This is a genomic window from Thermoanaerobaculia bacterium (assembly GCA_035717485.1).
In the GTDB taxonomy this organism is placed as follows: Bacteria; Acidobacteriota; Thermoanaerobaculia; order UBA5066; family DATFVB01; genus DATFVB01.
The window spans coordinates 1-20852 of sequence record DASTIQ010000066.1 but is presented as its reverse complement, the minus strand read 5'-3'; the positions used below and the strand labels follow the sequence as shown (position 1 = coordinate 20852).

20 protein-coding genes are annotated in these 20852 nt (G+C 67.9%); 17 read left to right on the top strand and 3 right to left on the bottom strand.

Going from position 1 to position 20852, the window contains the following annotated elements:
- The first annotated feature begins 139 nt into the window (after positions 1–139).
- Genes VFS34_03240 through VFS34_03225 form a run of 4 tightly spaced genes read left to right on the top strand, consistent with a single transcriptional unit; the run spans position 140 to position 1486 of the window.
- Positions 140–631: a cache domain-containing protein gene (locus tag VFS34_03240; GenBank protein HET9793453.1), complete on the top strand. Its 492-nt coding sequence runs from the start codon at positions 140–142 to the stop codon at positions 629–631.
- 2 nt (positions 632–633) lie between these two features.
- Entirely contained in the window at positions 634–816 is a 183-nt protein-coding gene (locus VFS34_03235; GenBank protein ID HET9793452.1) for a hypothetical protein, read from the top strand.
- A gap of 26 nt (positions 817–842) precedes the next feature.
- Positions 843–1061 carry a hypothetical protein gene (locus tag VFS34_03230; GenBank protein ID HET9793451.1) on the top strand — a complete coding sequence of 73 codons (219 nt, stop codon included), beginning with the start codon at positions 843–845 and terminating at the stop codon, positions 1059–1061.
- A complete protein-coding gene (locus tag VFS34_03225) occupies positions 1058–1486 on the top strand; it encodes a methyltransferase (protein ID HET9793450.1) in 429 nt (142 codons plus the stop codon). Before VFS34_03230 ends, VFS34_03225 begins: the two co-directional genes overlap by 4 nt.
- Here VFS34_03225 and VFS34_03220 read toward each other — a convergent pair.
- Both VFS34_03220 and VFS34_03215 read right to left on the bottom strand, forming a co-directional pair.
- The gene (locus VFS34_03220) at positions 1483–1941 is read right to left on the bottom strand and encodes a DUF1203 domain-containing protein (protein HET9793449.1); all 459 of its coding nucleotides are present in this window, start codon (positions 1939–1941) and stop codon (positions 1483–1485) included. The two genes, VFS34_03225 and VFS34_03220, sit on opposite strands and share 4 nt — an antisense overlap.
- Positions 1942–2080: 139 nt before the next feature.
- On the bottom strand, positions 2081–3415 hold the full coding sequence (locus VFS34_03215; protein ID HET9793448.1) for a citrate synthase: 1335 nt from the start codon (positions 3413–3415) through the stop codon (positions 2081–2083).
- A gap of 361 nt (positions 3416–3776) precedes the next feature.
- Here VFS34_03215 and VFS34_03210 point away from each other — a divergent pair, with 361 nt between their 5' ends.
- The 13 genes from VFS34_03210 to VFS34_03150 all read left to right on the top strand — a co-directional run bounded on the left by VFS34_03210 (position 3777) and on the right by VFS34_03150 (position 20476).
- Positions 3777–5045, top strand: coding sequence for an OFA family MFS transporter (locus tag VFS34_03210; protein HET9793447.1), 1269 nt, complete (start codon positions 3777–3779; stop codon positions 5043–5045).
- A 102-nt stretch (positions 5046–5147) separates the two neighbouring features.
- Positions 5148–7250: an acetate--CoA ligase gene (gene acs, locus VFS34_03205; GenBank protein HET9793446.1), complete on the top strand. Its 2103-nt coding sequence runs from the start codon at positions 5148–5150 to the stop codon at positions 7248–7250.
- Positions 7251–7563: 313 nt separating this feature from the next.
- Positions 7564–8808, top strand: coding sequence for a hypothetical protein (locus tag VFS34_03200; protein HET9793445.1), 1245 nt, complete (start codon positions 7564–7566; stop codon positions 8806–8808).
- A 196-nt stretch (positions 8809–9004) separates the two neighbouring features.
- Positions 9005–9592: an acetate uptake transporter gene (locus VFS34_03195; GenBank protein HET9793444.1), complete on the top strand. Its 588-nt coding sequence runs from the start codon at positions 9005–9007 to the stop codon at positions 9590–9592.
- Positions 9593–9755: 163 nt separating this feature from the next.
- Positions 9756–11093, top strand: coding sequence for an extracellular solute-binding protein (locus tag VFS34_03190; GenBank protein HET9793443.1), 1338 nt, complete (start codon positions 9756–9758; stop codon positions 11091–11093).
- A 17-nt stretch (positions 11094–11110) separates the two neighbouring features.
- Positions 11111–12232, top strand: a complete 1122-nt coding sequence (locus VFS34_03185) for an ABC transporter ATP-binding protein (GenBank protein HET9793442.1) — start codon at positions 11111–11113, stop codon at positions 12230–12232.
- A gap of 19 nt (positions 12233–12251) precedes the next feature.
- A complete protein-coding gene (locus VFS34_03180) occupies positions 12252–13136 on the top strand; it encodes a sugar ABC transporter permease (GenBank protein HET9793441.1) in 885 nt (294 codons plus the stop codon).
- A gap of 23 nt (positions 13137–13159) precedes the next feature.
- Positions 13160–14011, top strand: a complete 852-nt coding sequence (locus VFS34_03175; GenBank protein HET9793440.1) for a carbohydrate ABC transporter permease — start codon at positions 13160–13162, stop codon at positions 14009–14011.
- A 20-nt stretch (positions 14012–14031) separates the two neighbouring features.
- A complete protein-coding gene (locus tag VFS34_03170) occupies positions 14032–14661 on the top strand; it encodes a CBS and ACT domain-containing protein (GenBank protein HET9793439.1) in 630 nt (209 codons plus the stop codon).
- Positions 14649–15782 carry an acetoin utilization protein AcuC gene (locus tag VFS34_03165; protein HET9793438.1) on the top strand — a complete coding sequence of 378 codons (1134 nt, stop codon included), beginning with the start codon at positions 14649–14651 and terminating at the stop codon, positions 15780–15782. The genes VFS34_03170 and VFS34_03165 overlap by 13 nt, the downstream gene beginning before the upstream one ends.
- A gap of 33 nt (positions 15783–15815) precedes the next feature.
- A complete protein-coding gene (locus VFS34_03160) occupies positions 15816–18293 on the top strand; it encodes a GNAT family N-acetyltransferase (protein ID HET9793437.1) in 2478 nt (825 codons plus the stop codon).
- A gap of 31 nt (positions 18294–18324) precedes the next feature.
- A complete protein-coding gene (locus tag VFS34_03155) occupies positions 18325–19893 on the top strand; it encodes a glycosyltransferase family 39 protein (protein HET9793436.1) in 1569 nt (522 codons plus the stop codon).
- A gap of 124 nt (positions 19894–20017) precedes the next feature.
- Complete coding sequence (locus tag VFS34_03150; protein HET9793435.1) at positions 20018–20476, top strand: Hsp20/alpha crystallin family protein; 459 nt, start codon at positions 20018–20020, stop codon at positions 20474–20476.
- Between the two features lie 58 nt (positions 20477–20534).
- On the opposite strand, the gene VFS34_03145 is transcribed toward VFS34_03150, so the two are convergent.
- The coding region (locus VFS34_03145) for an aminotransferase class I/II-fold pyridoxal phosphate-dependent enzyme (GenBank protein ID HET9793434.1) at positions 20535–20852 on the bottom strand (318 nt) is incomplete at its 5' end.

Here is a 20852-nt window from a genome sequence, read left to right as displayed (position 1 = left end):
GCCTGCCCGGGGGCCGCCATCGCGACGCTCGCAGAGCTCGGATCGCGAGAACTCGGGGGCGACCCTGGGGTCGGCGCTTCAGAGATTTTTCGAGGCGGTCGGCGCGACTTTGCCGGCCCGAACCGGCATAATCCGGGGCATGCGAAAACGATCGGGGCTCTTTTCGGCCGCGGGTCTGTGCCTGGCGGCGATGCTCGGCGCGGCTGCCGCCCCGGCGGAAGGGCCGCCTCCCGCCCAGGCACACCGGATCGAGGCGCTCGTCGATCGCGCGGCGGCGCTCGTCGTCGACCGGGGGGAGAAGGCGTTCCCCGAGTTTCGCGTTCGGGGGAGCCGCTGGTTCAACGGTTTCAGCTACGTGTTCGTGGACGACATGTCGATGGTGAGCCTCGTCAACGGTCCCCGGCCTCAGCTCGAGGGCCGGAACGTCATGGATCTCAAGGACGCGAGCGGCCGCGCGTTCCATCGCGAGTGGACGAAGATCCTGGAGACGGCGGACTCGGCCTGGGTGAGCTATCTCTGGCCCCGTCCCGGCCACGTGCGCCCCTCCCGGAAGTGGACGTACATCCGGAAGGTGACGGCGGACGGCCGGACCCTCGTCGTCGGCGCGGGCGTCTACCAGAAAGGATCCTGACGATGGAACGAGACATTCGCCGGCGGATCGCGGTGCTCCTCGTCGTGAGCGCGGTGGGGTTCCTGTTCTTCACGCGAACTCCCGGGGCGGAGTCCGTTCGCTGGGTCCAGATCCTTCTCCTCTTCGCCGCGGGAATGTGCGCCGGCGTGGCGCTGACGCTGTATCGGCTGTTCCGCGCCGCCTGACGCGGACGCCGGAAAGGAGGACACGCATGGAAGGCATCAAGCTCGTCGCCGTGATCCTGATCGTCGCCGGGCTCCTGGCTCTCGTCTTCGGCGGATTCACCTTCACGAAGGAGAGCCATCGGGCCCACCTGGGTCCTTTCGACCTGTCCTTCAAGGAGAAGGAGCACGTCAACGTTCCCCTCTGGGCCGGGGTCGCCGCGATCGTCGTGGGCGTCGGCATGCTCCTCACCCGCAAACCGAAGTGAGGGCGCTCTCTCTCGCGGGGCTCGCGGCGATGGCCGCCGGCCTCGTCGCGCTCTGGAGAACGGGCGCCCTCTTCTCGACTCGTCCGGCGGTCCTCGCGCTGCAGGGGGTCGCGGTCGTTCTCTTCGTCTGGGCGCGCGCGACCTTCGGTCTCCGCAGCTTCCACGCGGCCGCGAACCCGACGGAGGGCGGTCTCGTGACGACGGGCCCCTACCGGTGGCTCCGCCATCCGATCTACGCCGCGATCGCGCTCTTCGGCGGGGCCGGCGCGGCGGCGGCCCGGAGTTCCGGTTCGCTTTTCTTCCTCGTCGTCCTCGCGGGCATCGCGATGCGGATCGCCGCCGAGGAGAAACTCGTTGCCGAGCGCTACCCGGAATACGCGGAATACGCCCGCCGCACGAAGCGGCTCGTTCCCTTCGTGTTCTAGAGGCCCGCCGCCCGCTCGATCCGGAACATGAAGCACCCTTCCGCGACGTTCCGCGCGTGCAGGAAGGCGACGCGGGTATCCGCGAAGAGCTCGGCGATGAGCGCGTCGACGTCCGAGTCGCCGACGACGCGGGCATCCACCAGAGCCTCTCCGCCGTCGTAGGCGCGGAGCACGGCGGCGCGCCGCGGGAACTGCCGGGGATACGCGGAGTCGTCCGCGTAGCGCGGGCAATTCCGTTCGTGCGCGAACACGGGCCCGCGCTCCGCGTACGGCTGATCCGTCCGGAAGGGGGAGAAGGAAGCCAGGAGGACGGCTTCCCCCGGCGAGGAGAGCGTCAGGCAATGGCGGCACTGGTGGGGTTGGCCGTCGAGGCGCCGGACGGCCCGGGGATCCGCGCGCACGGAGGAGGCGAAATCGGTCGGGACGGCGACGATTCGGTAGCCCGTGTTCTTCATGCGCCGATGATGCCCCGCGGCCGCGGCGGGTTCCGGCGGTTTTCGGACTTCGCACCGGCGGAGAGCGGCGCCCGCGCCGCTGAAAAAAAGGCCCGGCGAGGGGTCGCCGGGCCAATCGATGAAACCCGCGGGAGGAGCGCTAGCGTTTTTCCAGCGGTCTCAGGTGTCTCTCCGCCGGACCCTTGTAGACCTGGCGGGGGCGGGCGATCTTCTGTTCCGGATCGAGCAGCATCTCTTCCCACTGCACCATCCATCCCATCGTCCGCGCGATCGCGAACAGGACGGTGAACATGGACGTCGGGAGGCCCATCGCCTGGTAGATGATTCCGGAGTAGAAATCGACGTTCGGGTAGAGCTTCCGCTTCACGAAATACTCGTCTTCGAGCGCGATCTTCTCGAGTTCGAGGGCGATCTCGAGGAGCGGGTTCTTCCCGGTCACCGCGAAGACGTCGTCGGCGATCTTCTTGATGATCCTCGCGCGGGGGTCGTAGTTCTTGTAGATCCGGTGCCCGAACCCCATCAGCCGCTTCTCGCCGTGTCCTTCCTTCACTTCCTTGATGAAGGCCGGGACGCGGTCCTTCGTGCCGATCTCGGCGAGCATCTTCAGGACCGCCTCGTTGGCTCCGCCGTGGAGCGGACCGTACAGCGCGGCGCACGCGCCGGCGACCGCCGAGAACGGGTCGGCGTGCGATGAGCCGATGCCCCGCATCACCGACGTCGAGCAGTTCTGCTCGTGATCGGCGTGGAGGATGAAGAGGACGTCGAGCGCGCGGGCGAGGGCCGGCTCGGGCCGGTACTTCACCTCGGTCATCTTGAAGAGCATGTTCAGGAAGTTTTCGGTGTAGCGGAGATCGTTGTCGGGGTAGGCGTACGGGAGTCCGCGGCTGTGCCGGTAGGCGAACGCCGCGAGCGTGGGCATCTTCGCGACGAGACGGTAGATCTGCGTTCTCCGCGACGCCTCGTCGTGGATGTTGCGGGCGTCGGGGTAGAAGGTCGAGAGCGCTCCGACCGTCGCGACGAGGATCCCCATCGGGTGCGCGTCGTAGGCGAACCCGTCCATGAACTTCTTGATGCTCTCGTGGATCATCGTGTGGTACGTGATCTGGCGGGTCCACTCGTCGTTCTCCGCCTTGTTCGGAAGCTCTCCGTGGAGCAGGAGGTACGCCACCTCGAGGAACGAGCAGTGCTCGGCGAGCTCGTCGATCGGGTATCCGCGGTAGAGCAGGATGCCCTTGTCGCCGTCGATGAACGTGATCGCGCTCCGGCACGCGGCGGTGTTCATGTAGGCCGGGTCGTACACCATGAGCCCGGGGTCGTCGGGTCCGGACTTGATCTTCTTGAGATCCGTCCCCCGGATCGTTCCGTTTTCGATCGGCAGCTCGTACGACTTTCCCGTTCGTTCGTCGACGATCTTGAGTTTGTCCAGGGTCACGGCGGTTTCGGTTTCCATCGGTCTCTCCACGGTCAGCGGCATCGCAACCTCCTCGAAGATATCGCAAGCCTAGGGCTCCCGCGGGGAATCGCCATGATTCGATTGCCTCATCGCGACGGGGGGCTCCTTCCCGAAAAGGATGCATCTGCATCAAAGGAGGCGCCGCGGGACGGCCTACGCTGCTCCCAACATTTCGCGGAGGACATCCGATGGCCGGTTTCCCCATGACGATCCCGCAGACCCTTCCGGGAGCGCGGGCGTCCGCCGACGGGGACGGGACCGGCAGCGGTCGCCGGTCCGGACCGCCGGAATCGATCAAGGGCGGAAATCGGGGGGGAATCGAGCCGGTCCACGGCGCGGCTTCCCCCCATCTTGCTTCTCGGAAAGAAAAAGGAGGTACGAGATGAGCGGTTCTCCGGCAGCTCCGGATTCTCTCAACCGATGGTGGCGCGTCGTGGGCGGGCTCTTCATGAACCTGGCGCTCGGCTCGCTCTACGCCTGGAGCGTGTTCGTCGCTCCGCTCGAAAAGGAGTTCGGGTGGAAGCGCGCCGACACCTCCTCGGTGTTCATGTGGGCGATCGTCGCCTTCGCCGTGAGCTTCATCGTGGCGGGCCGGCTGCAGGACAAGCTGGGCCCCTTCCGCGTGTCCCTGACCGGGAGTATCCTCTTGACCCTGGGATTTCTCCTGTGCGCGCGCACGACGAGTCTCACCTACCTGATCGTCTGCTTCGGCGTTCTCGTCGGGGCGGGGAACGGATTCGGCTATTCGACGCCGATCCCCGTCATGGCGAAGTGGTTCCCGGACAAGCGGGGTCTCGCGGTCGGGCTGGCCGTCGCGGGGTACGGCGGCGGGTCGGCGATCTTCGGACCGCTCGCGAATCTCTGGCTCATCCCGAAGTACGGCTGGCGCACGACGTTCACGGTGCTCGGCGCCATCTTCTTCGTGATGACGATCATCGGCTCGTACCTCCTGAAGAATCCGCCGCTGGGATACCGGCCGGTCGGATGGGCCCCGGCGCCCGCATCGAAGGCCGCGGCGACGACGCACGAATTCACCCCCGGGGAGATGTGGCGCACGCCCACGGCCTGGTACATGTGGATCGCCTATGCGCTCGGCTGCTCGGCCGGGCTCATGGTGATCAGCCAGCTCGTTCCGTTCGCCAAGAGCATGAACATCTCGAGCGACGCGCTGAAGACGATGACGCTCGTCGTGGGGGCGGTCGGCAGCGCCTCCGGCCGGGTTCTCTCGGGCTGGATGTCCGACGCCATGGGGCGGTTGAACGTCCTCCGTCTCATGATCGGCATCTCGATGATCGCGATGCCGCTGCTGTATCTCACGGGAAGCAACGTGGCGATGCTCTACGTGATGGTCTTCGTCGTCTACTGGTGCTTCGGGACCCAGCTCTCGGTCAACGCCTCCACGACGTCCGACTTCTGGGGAACGAAGAACGCGGGCATCAACTACGGCCTGCTCTTCACGGCCTACGGTGTGGCGGGAATCATCGGGCCGAAGATCGGCGGCGCGCTCTTCGACAAGTACAAGAACTACCAGGGCGCGTTCTACACCGCAGCGGTTCTCGCCGTCGTCGCGCTCGTCTTCGAGTTCCTGGCCCGGCGTCCGGACATTCCGGCGCGGGCCGGCCAGTCGATGCCCCAGGCGAAGATGGCATGAAAATCGAAACCGGCGGCGGCCTCCGGCCGCGAGCCACGGGGATCATCGGGCGGGTTGGATGTCGCCGGCTCGCCCGGACCTCCAGCGAAGGGAGATGAAGTCATGGCTGTGAAGGACCCGACCATGGTGGCGGAGACCACCGAAGGCCAGATCGCGGTGCACTGGAAGGAAGAGGAGTACTACAAGCCCTCGCCGAAATTCGTGGCGCAGGCGAATCTCACCGACCCGTCCGTCATGGAGCGGTTTTCCGAGAAGAATTTCCCGAAATGCTTCGAGGAATACGCCGACATGCTGACGTGGTACCAGCGGTGGAACACGGTGCTCGATACGAACGATCCGCCCTTCTGGAAGTGGTTCGTCGGCGGAAAGATCAACGCCTCGTTCAACTGCATCGACCGGCATCTGCCGAAATACAAGAACAAGGCGGCGATCATCTTCGTGCCGGAGCCCGAGAACGAGGAGCCGGTCTCCCTGACCTACCGGGAGCTCTACGTCCGGGTCAACGAATTCGCCGCCCTGCTGCGCGACTCCGCCGGGCTGAAGGCCGGCGACCGCGTCACGATCCACATGCCGATGGTGGCGGAGCTCCCGATCACGATGCTCGCGTGCGCCCGTCTCGGCGTGATCCATTCGGTCGTGTTCGGCGGGTTCTCGGGAGAGGCGTGCGGCCTCCGGGCGGCAGACTCCGGGAGCCGGGTCCTCATCTACATGGACGGGTACTACCGTTCGGGCAAGATGATCGACCACAAGGCGGGCGCGGAGATCGCGGTCGCGACCGCCGAGAAGGAAGGTCAGAAGATCGACAAGGTGCTCGTGTGGAAGCGCTATCCCGGCAAGTACACCTCGGCGACGCCGATGGTGAAGGGGCGCGACTTCTTCGTCGACGAGCTTCTCAAGGACTACCGCGGGAAGACCGTCGAGCCGGTCCCGATGGATTCCGAGGCGCCCCTCTTCCTGATGTACACGAGCGGAACCACCGGAAAGCCCAAGGGATGCCAGCACCGCACGGGCGGCTATCTCTCGTACGTGACCGGGACGTCGAAGTACATCCAGGACATTCACCCGGAAGACGTGTACTGGTGCATGGCCGACATCGGCTGGATCACCGGTCACTCCTACATCGTGTACGGTCCGCTGGCGCTGGCGGCGACGTCGGTGATCTACGAAGGCGTTCCGACGTACCCCGACGCCGGGCGGGTGTGGCGCATCGCCGAGCGGCTCGACGTCAACATCTTCCATACGTCGCCCACCGCGATCCGGATGCTCCGGAAGTCGGGACCCGACGAGCCGGCCAAGTATCACTACCACTTCAAGCACATGACGACGGTCGGCGAGCCGATCGAGCCGGAAGTGTGGAGGTGGTACTACAACACGGTCGGGAAGAAGGAAGCCGTGATCGTCGACACCTGGTGGCAGACGGAGAACGGCGGATTCCTCTGCAGCACGAAGCCGGCGATCGATGCGATGAAGCCGGGAAGCGCGGGTCCGGGCGTTCCGGGCATCTATCCCGTGATCTACGACGAGCAGGGACAGGAAGTGAAGGCGGGGTCGGGCAAGGCCGGGAACATCTGCATCCGCAATCCCTGGCCCGGGATCTTCCAGACGATCTGGGGCGACCGGGATCGCTTCGTCAAGCAATACTACACGAAATACTGCAAGGACCCGAAGAGCAAGAAGTGGCAGGACTGGCCCTACTTCGCCGCCGACGGAGCGGTCCTCGCGGCGGACGGCTACTTCCGGATCCTCGGGCGCGTCGACGACGTGATCAACGTCGCCGGACACCGGCTCGGGACGAAGGAGCTCGAGTCCGCCTGTCTGACCGTGCCGGAGGTGGCGGAGGCCGCCGTCGTGCCGGTCGTCGACGAGATCAAGGGGCGCGTTCCCGAGATCTACATCGCCCTGAAGCCCGGCTACGCGCCGAGCGAGGAGATCCAGGCCAAGGTGGTCACGACGATCGAGACGATGATCGGGAAGATCGCGAGGCCGCGCGCGGTCCACATCGTTCCCGACATGCCGAAGACCCGCTCCGGCAAGATCATGCGCCGGGTCCTCGCCGCGATCTCGAACACCCTGGCGACCGGCGACATCACGACGCTCGCCAACCCGGACGTCGTCGAGCAGATCCGCCAGGCCGTCCAGGGCAAGGAGATGGTCGCCACCAAGGAAGGCCCGGAAGACCTCAAGCAGTTCGGCAAGGAGGAATGACGCTTTCCGCCCCGCCGGCGCCGGAGACGGCGCCGGCGGGCATCTCGTGTGCGACGTTGCCCGTTCCCGCGATCGGGCGCCGCACCCCCTCCGGAGAGTTTGTCTTTGTGCCTCAGCGTCATACGCGCGCCGGCGAAGGCGCTGGACTTCCCGATCCCGCTTTCGGGTCCCGGACGGTGTATGTTTAGCTCAAAGGTTCCCGGAAGGAGGGACGCCGATGGCGGACTCTTCCAAGGACACGATGCCTGCCGGTCGCTCATCGAACGCGCTTCGCGCTGCTCGAGAAACAAATGAGATTGGAAAGGAGACTCGCATGCGGAAAGGCTCAATCCGGGTCGCATTCCTGACCGGGGCGATCGCGCTTCTCGGAGCGGCGATCGCGGGCGCCCAAACGGTGCAACTGGGTTCCAACTCGAGCATCACCTTGAAGGGATTCGTCAGCGCCACGTTCTTCGGCCAGGACCAGAACTTCGTGGCGTCCCCGCCGACGTTCTCGGGCGGCGGATTCGGAAACGGTCAGAACGCCGAGTTCCCGTCAATTCCCGAGGCGACGACGGATCGATGGTTCTACGGTGGCGACGTGCGCAATACGCGCCTGACGCTGGCGTTCGACGGTCCGAAGCTCGTCGGCGACTGGAAGGTCAACGCGACGGTGGAGGGGGATTTCTTCGGGGGCTTCAACGGGACGGGCGCCTTCAGCGGGCAGCAGCCGGATCCGCGCCTGCGCCTGGCCTTCGTCGACTTCACCAACGGCAGCACGACCGTGCGGATGGGGCAGCAGTGGTCGCCGCTCTTCGGAAACGTCGCCGTCTCGCTCTCGCACATCGCGTTTCCGCTCGGCTACGGCGCGGCGGGCGACGTCGGCTGGCGGTTCCCGGGCATCTTCCTCTATCAGAACCTGACGCCGAAGGGCGCGCCGGTGAACGCGGACCTGGTGTTCGCGGTGATGTCGAACACGTGGTCCGCCCCCCCCGGAACCACGTTCGACCAGAACAACCCGGGCAACGCGGGAACACCCCAGTTCGAGCTGCGCGCCAACGTCGGCGGGAAGTCCGGCGACTTCAGCTGGAGCACGTACGTCGTCGGCCACTATGACCAGAAGGATCTCTCCGGGCCGGGCGTGACCGCTTCCAACGACAAGCTGAACGCCGACGCCCTCGAGCTCGGCGTGAAGTTCCAGATCTTCGGTTTCCTGTTCCAGGGCAACGGCTACACGGGCCATGCCATGGGTCAGAACTTCGGGGCGATCACGCAGTTCGGGAAGATCCAGAGCTCGGGAGGCTGGCTCCAGGCCGGGTACGACTTCACGAAGAACTGGGGACTCTTCGCGTTCTGGGGCATCGATGATCCGAAGGACAAGGACGTCTATGCGGCCGTGACGGCGGGCACCCCGCGTCTGCGCAACGAGATGTTCGCCGGGATGCTGCGGTGGAAGGCCGGGCCGCTCGCGTTCGGTCTCGAGTGGATGCAGGACAAGCTGACGGCGGGAGCGTCGGGAGCGAAAGCCGACAAGATCAACGGGAGGCAGGCCTCGCTTTCCGCCCTCTACACGTTCTAGTCCGGAAGGTGGGTTTGCCGGCCCGAGGAAACTCCCGACGCTTTCGCGGCGGCCCTCGCCGCCGCGAAAGCGGGAGCTCTGCGCCGCCCGGGGCGGGGCCGGGAAACGGCGGAATTCCGAAGTTCACCGGGCGAATTCCGCGCCGAGGGATGGGAAGCGCGATGCGCATCGCTTCGCGCATAGGGGAGGAGGAGCCATGGCAGACGTAATGGCGGACAACAGGGGCCAGATGAGGATCACCGACACGACCGCGAATCCGGCGCCGCTCGGATTGCTCGCCTTCGGGATGACGACCGTCCTCCTGAACATGCACAACGCGGGATGGTTCGGAATGTCGAGCATGATCCTCGCGATGGGGATCTTCTACGGCGGGATCGCCCAGGTCTTCGCCGGATGGATGGAGTGGAAGAAGGGCAACACCTTCGGGACCGTCGCGTTCAGCTCCTACGGTCTCTTCTGGCTGACTCTCGTGTTCCTCATCGTGGGACCCAAGACGGGGTGGATGGATGCCCCGGCGGGGATGATCGAATACCTCTTCATGTGGGGGCTGTTCACCTTCTGTCTCTGGATCGCGACGCTCAAGCACGCGAAGGCCCTCCAGGTGGTGTTCCTGACCCTCTTCGTCCTGTTCTGGCTGCTGGCCCTCGGGGACTACACGGGCAACGCGGCTCTGAAGACGTTCACCGGCTACGAGGGGATCTTCTGCGGGCTCTCGGCAATCTACCTCGGCGTCGCGCAGGTGTTGAACGAGACCTACGGCCGGAAGGTCCTTCCGATCGGGTAGGCGGATCGCGCGCCTTCCGGGACCGTCTCGGCGTCCCGGGAGGCGCCTGCCTCGGGGAGAAGTGCCCGTCGGAGCCCGAACGGGTCCGTCGGGAGAAATGGCGGGATCCGGCGCCGGTGATCGCCGACGTTGCCCCCGTCGGATCGAGAGAATGGAGGCGGTGATGGGAAGAAAGAAGAGTCGGGGGATCAGCCGGAGGGAGTTCGCAAAGATCGCGGGAACCGGCGCGCTGGCGGCCGGCGTCGGGCCCGGGTTTCTATTCCCCGCCCGGGCCGCGGCGCAGCAGAAGACCCTGAAGATCCTCCAGTGGAGCCATTTCGTCCCCGCTTACGACAAGTGGTTCGACGGGGTCTTCACGAAGGAATGGGGCGCCAAGAACGGCACGAACGTCGTCGTCGACCACATCGCGATCGGCGAGATCAACGCCCGGGCCGCCGCCGAGGTCGCCGCCCGGAAGGGCCACGACCTGTTCATGTTCCTCGCCCCGCCGGCCGCCTACGAGAAGCAGGTCATCGACCATCGGGAGATCTACGAAGAGGTCCAGCGGAAGCACGGCAAGATGATTCCGCTCGCCGAGAAATCGAGCCTGAATCCGAAGACGAAGAAGTATTTCGCCTTCTCCGACTCCTACGTCCCCGATCCCGGGAACTACCGAAAGGACCTCTGGGAGAAGGTCGGCTTCCCGAACGGTCCCGACACGTGGGACGACCTCCGGGTCGGAGGACGGAAGATCAAGCAGCAGATCGGCAATCCGCTCGGGATCGGGCTCTCGCAGGAGCTCGACACGAACATGGCGACCCGCGCGCTCCTCTGGTCGTTCGGGGGCTCCGAGCAGGACGCCGAGGGCAACGTCGCCATCAATTCGAAGGCGGCGGTCGAGGCCGTGAAGTACATGCGCGCTCTCTACAAGGAAGCGGAGACGCCGGAAGTCTTCACGTGGGATCCCTCCTCGAACAACCGCGGCATCCTCGCCGGGAAGCTCTCCTTCGTCCAGAACGCGATCTCGGTGACGCGCCAGGCCGAGAAGGACAACCCCGAGATGTCCCGGCAGATCCAGATCCGGCCCGCGCTCAAGGGGCCGGCGCGCCGGCTCGCGTCGGAGCACGTCATGGACTGCTACGTGATCTGGGACTTCGCCGAGAACAAGGAAGGCGCCAAGAAGTTCTTGGTCGACTACATGGACGATTTCGCGGCGGCGTTCCGGGCGAGCGAGTTCTACAACTTCCCGTGCTTCCCGAGCACGGTTCCGGACCTCAAGACCCTCGTCGGAAACGACGCCAAGGCGGAGCCGCACGACAAATACAAGGTTCTCGAGAACGCGCTCGAGTGGTCGACCAACGTGGGCTACCCGGGCTATGCGACGGCGGCGATCGACGAGGTCTTCAACACGTTCGTCATCCCGACGATGTTCGCCAAGGCCGCGCAGGACGTGATGAGCCCGGAGGACGCCGTTCGTGCCGCCGAGAAGGAGATGCGCCGAATCTTCGACAAGTGGAAGTAGACGGTTAGGATTCCGGTATGGCGATCGTCGAGACGCGAGGGCTCAGCAAAGTCTTCCGGAAGGGGCAGCTCGGGGCGGTCGTCAACGTCGACCTGGAGAGCCGGGAGGGCGAGTTCCTCGTCCTCCTCGGCCCTTCGGGGTCCGGGAAGACGACGCTCCTCCGGATGATCGCCGGCCTCGAAGAACCGACCTCCGGCGAGATCCGGATCGGCGGGCAGGTCGTCAACGATCTCACGCCGAGGCAGCGGCGGATCGCGATGGTCTTCCAGAGCTACGCGCTCTATCCCCATCTGACCGCGCTCGGCAACATCGAGTTTCCCCTGAAGGCGAGCAAGGTGCCCCGCGAGGAGCGGCGCCGCAAAGCCGAGTGGGCGGCCGAACTGCTCGGGATCGCCCATCTGCTCGGCCGGAAGCCCCGCGAACTCTCGGGGGGCGAGCGCCAGCGCGTCGCCCTCGCCCGCGCGATCGTCCGGGAGCCGTCTCTGTTCCTCTTCGACGAACCGCTCTCGAACCTCGACGCGAAGCTCCGCGTCTACATGCGGACGGAGCTGAAGCGCCTCCACCGGGACATCCGCTCGACCATGATCTACGTCACGCACGACCAGGTCGAGGCGATGACGATGGCCGACCGCATCGTGATCATGAACCACGGACGGATCTGCCAGATCGGGACGCCGCTCGAGGTCTACGACACGCCCGCCTCCCGTTTCGTCGCGGGCTTCATCGGGAGTCCGCCGATGAACTTCTTCGAGGGGGAAATCGTCTCCGACGCGTCGGGGGCCGCGGTGCAGCTCTCCGGGGGAGTGAGTCTTCCGCTCTCGCGCTCCGATCTCGCCCCTTTCGCCGGGCGGAAGGTCTACTTCGGGATGCGGCCGGAACACATCTCTCTCGCCGCGAGCGGACGCCCGATTTCCGACATCGCCTGGGCGGCGCTGGGCGTTCCCGCGAAGGTGCCGGCGACCATCGAGTTCGTGGAACCCCTCGGCCACCGCGCCATCGTGACGGCGGGGAGCGTGATCGGCCCGTTCCTGATGGAGACGGAGGTCCACGCCGCCATCCGCCCCGGAGAGCAGGTCGACCTCTGGTTCGACATGAACCGCGCCTATCTCTTCGACCGCGAGTCCGACGCCGTGATGTGATGGAGACCGGGACGCGGCCATGAGCCGCAAGCACCAGCGCTGGCTCGGTCCGGCGATGTTCCTCCCGGCGATCGTCTACGTCCTCGCGCTCGTCGGCGTGCCTTTCTTCCTCGCGTTCCTCTACGCCGTCGGCGACGTCAAGGTCGGAAGCCGGGGCTACCATTTCGTGGGCCTCCGCAACATCCGGTCGGTTCTGCAGAATCCGGCGTTCCTGACCGCGCTGCGAAATTCGTTCGTCTTCACGGTCGCGTCCCAGGTCCTGGTCCTGGTGGGCGCGACGATCCTCGCGCTCGCGCTCAAGGACGCATTCCGCGGGCGCGGCTTCGTCCGATTCCTGATCCTCCTGCCGTGGGTGGCGCCGGTGTCGATCGGCTCGATCGGCTGGAAATGGATCCTCGATTCCCTCTACAGCGTCATCAACTGGGTCCTGATCCGGCTCCACCTCGCCAACGCGTTCTCTCCGCCGATGTGGCTGGGGGAACCGAAGCTCGCGATGCTCTCCGTCATCCTCGTCCACACGTGGCGCATGCTGCCGTTCGCGACGGTCATCATCCTCGCGGGGTGGACCGCGATCCCGAAGGACATCCCGGAAGCCGCCGAGGTGGACGGAGCCCGGTTCTTCCGGCGCCTCTTCCAGATCGAGATTCCGATGATGCTCCCGATCATCAACGTCGCGATCCTCTTCGGCGTCGTCTTCACCTTCACGGACATGACCGTCATCTACATCCTCACCCGGGGCGGACCGTACGACACGACCCAGGTGGTTCCGTCGCTCGCCTTCTTCACCGGGATCCTGGGAAGCGACCTCGCGGAAGGCGCCGCGATCTCGATCTTCCTCGTTCCCCTCCTCGTGGTCGTCGCCTGGCTGATGCTGCGAACGGCCCGCCGCGCGGAGGTGACGTAGTGCCCCCGCGGAGCGGGGTGCGGATGGTCGGCGGCCTTCGCGCGCGGCGGAGCGCCGCGACCGCCGTGCGCTGGGGGACCCTCGCCACGTTCGCGATCCTGCTGGCCTTCCCGTTCTACTGGATGCTGATCACGGCGTTCAAGAAGACGCAGGATCTGTACGACCTGAAGAACAACCCGTTCATCTTCAACGCGCCGCCGACCCTCGAGCACGTTCGGTACCTGTTCCGCGAGACGCTCTTCCTCCGCTGGCTGAGCAATACGGCACTCGCCGGCATCGGCGTGGTGGCGATCACCCTGCTCCTGGCGACCCCCGCGGCGTACGGCCTGGCGCGACTGACGGGGCGATGGGGGGAGCGGGTGGGGATCGGGATCTTCCTGACCTACCTCGTCCCGCCGACGCTGCTCTTCATTCCTCTTTCGCGGATCGTCGCGGGTCTGGGGCTCCAGGACTCCCTCTGGTCGATCATCGTCGTCTATCCGAGCTTCACGATTCCCTTCTCGACCTGGCTCCTGATGGGGTTCTTCAAGTCGATTCCTCGCGAGCTGGAGGATGCCGCGATGGTCGACGGGCTGACGCGGTTCCAGACGTTCGTGAAGCTCGTGATCCCGATCTCGGTCTCGGGAATCCTCACGGTCGTGATCTTCAGCTTCACGCTCGTCATGCAGGAATTCGTGTACGCGCTGACGTTCATCTCGTCGGCGTCGCACCAGACCGTCGGGGTCGGCGTTCCGATCTACCTCGTGCGCGGCGACGTCTTCTACTGGGGATCGCTCATGGCCGCGTGCCTCATCGCGACGCTGCCGATCGGGATCCTCTACAACCTCTTCCTCGATCGTTTCATCGCGGGCTTCACCGTCGGATCGGTCAAGTGAGCCCGGACTGAGGAGATCCGATGCTGGTGCGGGACATCATGAGCAGCCCGGTCGCCGCGGTTCCCCCCGAGGCCACGCTCGAGGACGCCTACCGGATGATGCGGGAAAAGGAGATCCGGCACCTCCTCGTCTTCGACGGAGAGCGGGTCGTCGGCGTCGTCACCGACCGGGATCTGAGGCTCGCGACGAGCGCCCTCGCGGCCTCGCCCTTCGCGCCCGGCAGCCGGGTCTCGTCGGTGATGGTCCGGGCGCCGGTGACCGCGTCGCCGGACGATCCCGTGGAGGACGCCGCCCGCGCCATGCGGGAAAGGAAGATCGGCTGCCTTCCCGTCATGGAGGGGGAACGGCTCCTCGGGATCGTGACGGGAATCGATCTCCTGGACGCGCTCCTCGCGATGACCGGGGTCCACAAGCCCTCGGGGAGGCTCGAGGTGCGGCTGGCGGACGCCCCGGGAGAGCTCGCGCGCCTGACGGCGTTCTTCGCGGGACGGGGGGTGGCCGTCCATTCGATCCTCACGCATCCCGACGCGGGGGAGAGCATCCGTGCGGTCCTGCGCGCCGGATCGATCGAGATCCGCCCGCTCGCGGCGGACCTGCGACGGGAGGGGTTCGACGTCGTCTGGCCGCCCGACAAACCATGGCCTCGGTGATCTACCATCCCGCCTACGGCAGCTACGCGTTCGGAGACCGCCACCCCTTCAGCCCCGTCCGGGTCGAGATGACTCTCGACCTCCTCGAGCGGCTGGGGCATCCCGTCGCGCCCGTCGCGCCGTCGCCCGCGACGCGCGAGGAGGTGCTCGTCATCCACGAGGATTACTACGTTCGCCGGGTCGAGGCGCTCTCCCGGGGCGAGGCCGTCCCGGACGCGGCCCGATACGGACTCGGCACCGCCGACACCCCGGCGTTCCGCGGCATGGACGAAGCGGCGCGCTGGCACGTCGGCGGGACGCTCGAGGCGGCGCGGGCGATCGTCGAGAGGGGGCAGAAGCGCGTCGTGCAGCTCGGCGGCGGCCTCCACCACGCGCAGCGGAACTTCGCGTCCGGCTTCTGCGTCTACAACGACCTCGCGATCGCGATCCGGTGGCTCGCGGAAAAGGGCTTCTGGGTCGCCTACGTCGACATCGATGTGCATCACGGCGACGGCGTCCAGCAGATCCTCTACGAAGACCGCCGGGTGATGACGATCAGCCTCCACGAATCGGGGCGGTTCCTCTTTCCCGGGAGCGGCGAGGTGCGCGACCTCGGCTCCGGCGTGGGCCGCGGACTGAAGCTCAATCTCCCGCTCGAGCCGTTCACGGAAGGGGAGAGCTGGCTCGAGGTCTTCGACGCGGTCGTGCCCGCCGCGCTCCGGCACTTCCGGCCCGGAGTCATCGTCGTCCAGGCCGGCGCGGACGCGCACTGGGCCGACCCGCTGGCCGACCTGATGCTGACGACGCGCGACTACGAGGCGGTGTTCCGCCGCCTGCTCGCGCTCGCCGACGAGCTGACCGCGGGGCGCGTGCTCTTCACGCTGGGCGGGGGCTACGCGTACGGCGCGGCGGCCCGGATCTGGGCGACCCTCTGCCTCCTCGCGCGCGACCTCCCGATTCCCGACGTCCTCCCGCCGGGTTGGGTGGAGAGGTGGCGGGGCGCGTCGGGCGAGGAGCTCGCCCCGACCCTCCACGACCGCGAACTCCCCGCCGGCGCCGTTCCCCGGCGCGCGGAGATCGCCGCGGCGAATCGCCGGACGGCGGAAAGGCTCCTCGATGAGGCTCGCCCTTACTGGCTCTGACAGCCCGGCCGCGCCCGGGTCGGAGGGCTGACGATGTTCTCGATCATTCCCGACGGAAGGGCCTTCTCGGAATTCGCGATCCTCCGCGACGGAGAGACGGTCCGGCTCCGGGCGGCCCTCCCCGAGGACGTTCCGGCGGTCGACGCGTTCCTCCGCGGCGTTTCCCGCGAGAGCCTCTCGATGCGCTTCATGGGCGCGGTCGCGGAGGTCCCGCGTCCGGTCATCGAGGCGATGTGCGCCGGCGATCCGCGGGAGAACTTCTCGCTCCTCGCCGTCGCGGGGCCGGCGGAGGGGCCGCGGATCGCGGGGCTCGGGAGCTACGCCGCGACGGGCGCCGGAGGGCGCGCCGAGGTCGCGTTCCTCGTCCACGACGATTTCCAGGGACGGGGGATCAGCACGCTCCTCCTCGAGCGGCTCGCCGGAATCGCCGCGGCGAACGGCTTTCTCGGATTCGAGGCCGAGGTGCTCTCCGAGAACCTCGCGATGATCAACGTGTTCCGCGATTCCGGCTTCGAGGTGGTCCAGGCGTTCGACGGGGCGGGAGTCGTGCACGTCGAGTTTCCGGTCGCCGCGCGCGAGTCGCTCCGGGAACGGGTCGAGCTCCGTGAGCGGGTCGCGGCGGCGAACTCGATCCTCCCGTTCTTCCGCCCCCGCTCGGTGGCGGTCATCGGCGCCTCGCGCGACCCGGCCGCGATCGGGAGCCTGATCTTCCGGGCGATCCTGAGAGGGAATTTCGCGGGGGCGGTCTATCCCGTGAACCGCCAGGCGGCGTCGGTCCACGGGGTGCGGGCGCACCCTTCCGTGCGCGATCTTCCGGAACCTCCGGATCTCGCGATCATCGCGGTCCCCGCCGAGGGCGCGGTCGACGCGGCGCGCGAGGCGCTCGCGACCGGATGCCGGGCGCTCCTCGTCCTGACGTCGGGGTTCGCCGAGTCCGGCCCCGACGGGGCGGCGCGGCAGGCCGAGCTCCTCGAGGCGGTCCGGTCGCACGGAGCGCGCCTGATCGGCCCCAACTGCCTGGGGTTGATGAACACCGACCCGGAGGTCCGCCTGAACGCGAGCCTCGCCCCGGCCATGGCGCCGCGAGGACGCATCGGATTCTTCTCCCACTCCGCCGCGCTCGGGATCGTCATCCTCGAGTACGCGGCGGAGCGCGGCCTCGGCTTCTCGACGTTCGTCTCGGCGGGCAACCGGGCCGACGTTTCGGGCAACGACCTCCTCCAGTTCTGGGAGGAGGACTCGTCGACCGGGCTCGCGCTCCTCTACCTCGAGACCTTCGGCAGCGCACGACGTTTCGCGCGGATCGCCCGCCGGCTCGCGCATCGCAAGCCCGTGCTCTGCGTCAAGAGCGCGCGGAGCCGCGCGGGACGGGACGTCGCGCGGGCCCACATCGCGGCCGGAACCTCCGGGGCGGCGGGACAGAGCGACACGAACGTGGACGCGCTCTTCCGGCAGGCCGGCGTCATCCGCGCCGACACGATCGAGGAGATGTTCGACGTCGCCGCGCTCCTCGCGAACCAGCCGCTCCCGGGCGGGAATCGGGTCGGCATCGTCGGGAATTCCGGCGGGGTGCTCACGATCTGCGCCGACGCGTGCGACGCGGAGGGGCTCTCCGTCGTGGGCCACGCGGTCGTCGATCTGGGAGCGATGGCCGAAGTCGCCCGGTACGAGCGGGCGGTGGAGGACGCGATCGCGCGCGAGGACGTGGACGCGCTGATCGCGATCTACGCGTGCGTCGGCGAGTGCGATCCCCGCATCGTCGGGAGGGCGATCCGCCGGGCGGCTCTGCGCGCGGAGCGCCGGAGCGGCGTCGCCAAGCCCGTCCTCCTCTGTCTCATGGGCGCCGCGGGCGCGGTCGCTTTCGCCGGCGAGGGAGAGGCGGAGGGGTCGCCCCGGCCCGTGTTCCCCTCGTATCGCTTTCCCGAATCGGCCGCGCGCGCTCTCGGAAAGGCGGTTCCGTACGCCGCGTTCCGGCGGCGTCCCGCCGGGCGGGTGAGCGAGTTCGACGGCGTCGATTCCGCGGCGGCGCGGGCCGCCGTCGCCGCCGCGCTGGACGCCGCGGGAGCGGACTCCGTGACCGTCGACGGGCTCCCCGCGGCCGAGATCCTCCGGGCGTTCGGGCTCGCCGCGGATCCCGGGGCGCCCCTGCCGGGAGCGGAGGCGACGCTCTCCGTCTCGTCCGATCCGAGCTTCGGCCCCCTCCTCCGGATCGAGCCGCGAGACCGAACGGCCGTCGTGCGGATCACGCCGCTGACCGACGAGGACGTCCGCGAGGCCGCGGAAACCTCCGGTCTCGGGAGATTCGCGGGCGCCGCCGATCTTCTCGGCCGGGCGTCGCAGATGATCGAGGAGCTCCCCTGGATCTCCGGCATGCGCGCGGAGATCCGGAGATCGGGCGGCGAGCCGGGGACCCTCGGTCTCGCCGGAGTCGCGATCGACCTCCAGCGATCCGGTTCGACCCCGTCCGCGTCCGCTCCTCCGGTTCCCGCCGCCGAGCCGGCGGGACGATAGGAGCGGGGAGCGGGCCGCCCCTCCGGTGGGAATGGCGCCCCGGCCCGCCGCGATCCGCTCCGGATTCCGGGCGGACCTCGCGACCGCGGCGCTCGCCCTGCTGATCCTCCTGCCGGGAGCTTCGCGGCCGTTCTGGAACCGCGACGAGGCGGACTACGCTGCGGTCGCCCGCGCGATGGCGCGGGGCGGATCGCTCGCCGCGCCGGCTCTCTTCGGGAAGTCCTTCGCGGAGAAGCCGCCGCTCGTCTTCTGGCTGACCGCGGGCTCCTTCCGCCTGTTCGGCGAATCGGAAGCGGCCGGACGGCTGCCCCACCTCGTCCTCGCGGCTCTCGCGGTCGCGCTCGTGCGTCGCCTCGCCGCGCGAACCGGCGCTCCCGATCGCGGTGGCGCGGCGGCCGCGGTGTTCGCCACCTCGCTTCTGTGGATCGTCTACGCGCGCCTCCTGCTGACGGAGGCGGCCCTTCTCTTCTTCGATCTGGCGGCGATCCACGCCCTCCTTTCGCTCTCGCGGAGATTCCGTCCCGCCGCGCTGGCGGGGGCCGCGGGGGCCCTGGCGGGCGCGCTCCTCGCGAAGGGGCCCGTTGCTCTGGCCGCGCCGGCGCTCTTCGCGGCGGGCTCGATTACGGGCGGGCGCCCGCGGGGGCGATCGATCCTCGGGTTCGCGGCTGCGGCCGCGATCGCCACGGCGTTGACCGCGCCGTGGTGGCTCGGCCGCGGCTCGGGAACGGCCGCATTCCTCGCACGGGAGAACGTCGGCCGCTTCCTCCGGGCACGGGAGGGGCACGGAGGCCCCTTCCTGTATTACGTGCCGGTGCTCGTCGCGGGACTCTTTCCTTGGGCCGGCTTCGCGGCGGGTCCGAGGACGGCCGCCCGGCGCCCCGACCCGCGGTGGGAGGCGTGGGCCTGGGGAATTCCCGTGTTGTTCTCCTTTTCCGCGACGAAGCTTCCGCACTACGTGCTGCCCGCGCTTCCGGCGTTCGCGATGATCGCCTCGGAGCGGCTCCGGGAGAGCGGGGAGGGGGCGCGGCGGACGGCGGCGTGGGTCGCCGCGGTCACGGGCGTGCTCCTCGTCGGAGGGGCGATCGCGGGGACGGGGCGAGTCGAGTTCCCCGCTCTCCTCGTCCCATCGATCGCGGCGCTCGCAGTCGCCGCGGCGCTCGCGCTCTCCCTCCCGTCGGCGGCCCGGTCGACGGCCCGCTTCTTCACGCTCGCGGTGCTGGCGGCGATCTCGATCCCCCTGCTCCTGCCGGCCGCCCTCGAAGACGGGCGAGCCCTCGCGGTTCTGGGCCGCGCCGCCTCGCGATCTCGGCGGCCGGGGGAACCCGCGGGTGGGTGGCGATTCGACGAGGTCGCGCTCGATTTCTATTCCGGAATCGCGGAGCGACGGAAGTGGAATGACGCCTCGGTGCTCGGCGAGGCGATCGCCCACAGCCCGTCCCGGAGCCTCCTCCTCTGGATTCGCGGCCGCGACGCGCCGCCGCTCGCCCGTGGCGGCGGGATCGCTCTCGCGATTCTCGCGTCGCGGGCGAACCTCGTGGAAACCGGACCGCAGGGGGAAATCCTGCTCTGCCGGGCGAGATTTTCCGCCGCTCGCCGCTGACGACCGCGTTCCGCGCCCGGCGCGTTTGCGCGGGATCGTCGATTCGATCGACGTGTCTTTGATGAAATCAGATCTTACGAATCGGCCGGGCGGCGCGCACAATCTCGACGAAAGGAGGTCCATCATGGAACTCATGCGGATGGAGACCCCGATCCGAGGCCTCGACAAACTGTCCGAGACCTTGAATCGTTTCCTCGCGAATCCGTGGTCGACGTTCGACCGCACTCCTCTCGAGGAGGCCCTCACCGTCGCCGACTGGTCGCCGGTCGTCGACATCGAGGAGAACGAGAAGGGATACACGATCAAGGCCGAGATCCCCGAAGTGAAGAAGGAGAACGTCCATCTCACGGTCGAGGAAGGCACGCTGACGATCCGCGGCGAGCGGTTCAAGGAAAAGGAAGAGAAAGGGAGGAAGTTCCATCGGACGGAACGCTCCTACGGGACGTTCCTCCGGAGCTTCACGCTCCCGGTCGACGCCGACGACAAGAAGATCGAGGCGAAGTTCGAGGAAGGAATGCTGAGCGTGTTCCTGCCGAAGAGCGAAGCCGCGAAGCCGAAGGCGATCGAGATCAAGGTCAAGTAGCCGGATCCCGGCGCCGTTCGGACGGGGCGGGGCCGCGAGGCTCCCGCCCCTTTTTCGTTCAGGCGGCTCGGCGGCCCGGTGGAAGGATCTCGCCGAGCGCCTCCGCGAACGCGCGCATCTCCTCCGGCTTCCCGACGGATATCCGCATCCACGTCGCCATCGACGGGAACCGGCGTCCCACGTGGATCCCGCGCTCGCGGAATGCCGCGATGACCGGCGCGACGTCGCCCCCGACGTCGATCATCAGGAAGTTCGCTTCGGAGGGAATGTAGCGCCGTCGCTGCCGGTCGAGCTCCGCGCAGAGCCAGCGGCGCGTCCCGTTCATCACGCGGCGACGCTCGGCAACGAGGCCGGAATCGCGAAGGCACGCGAGCGC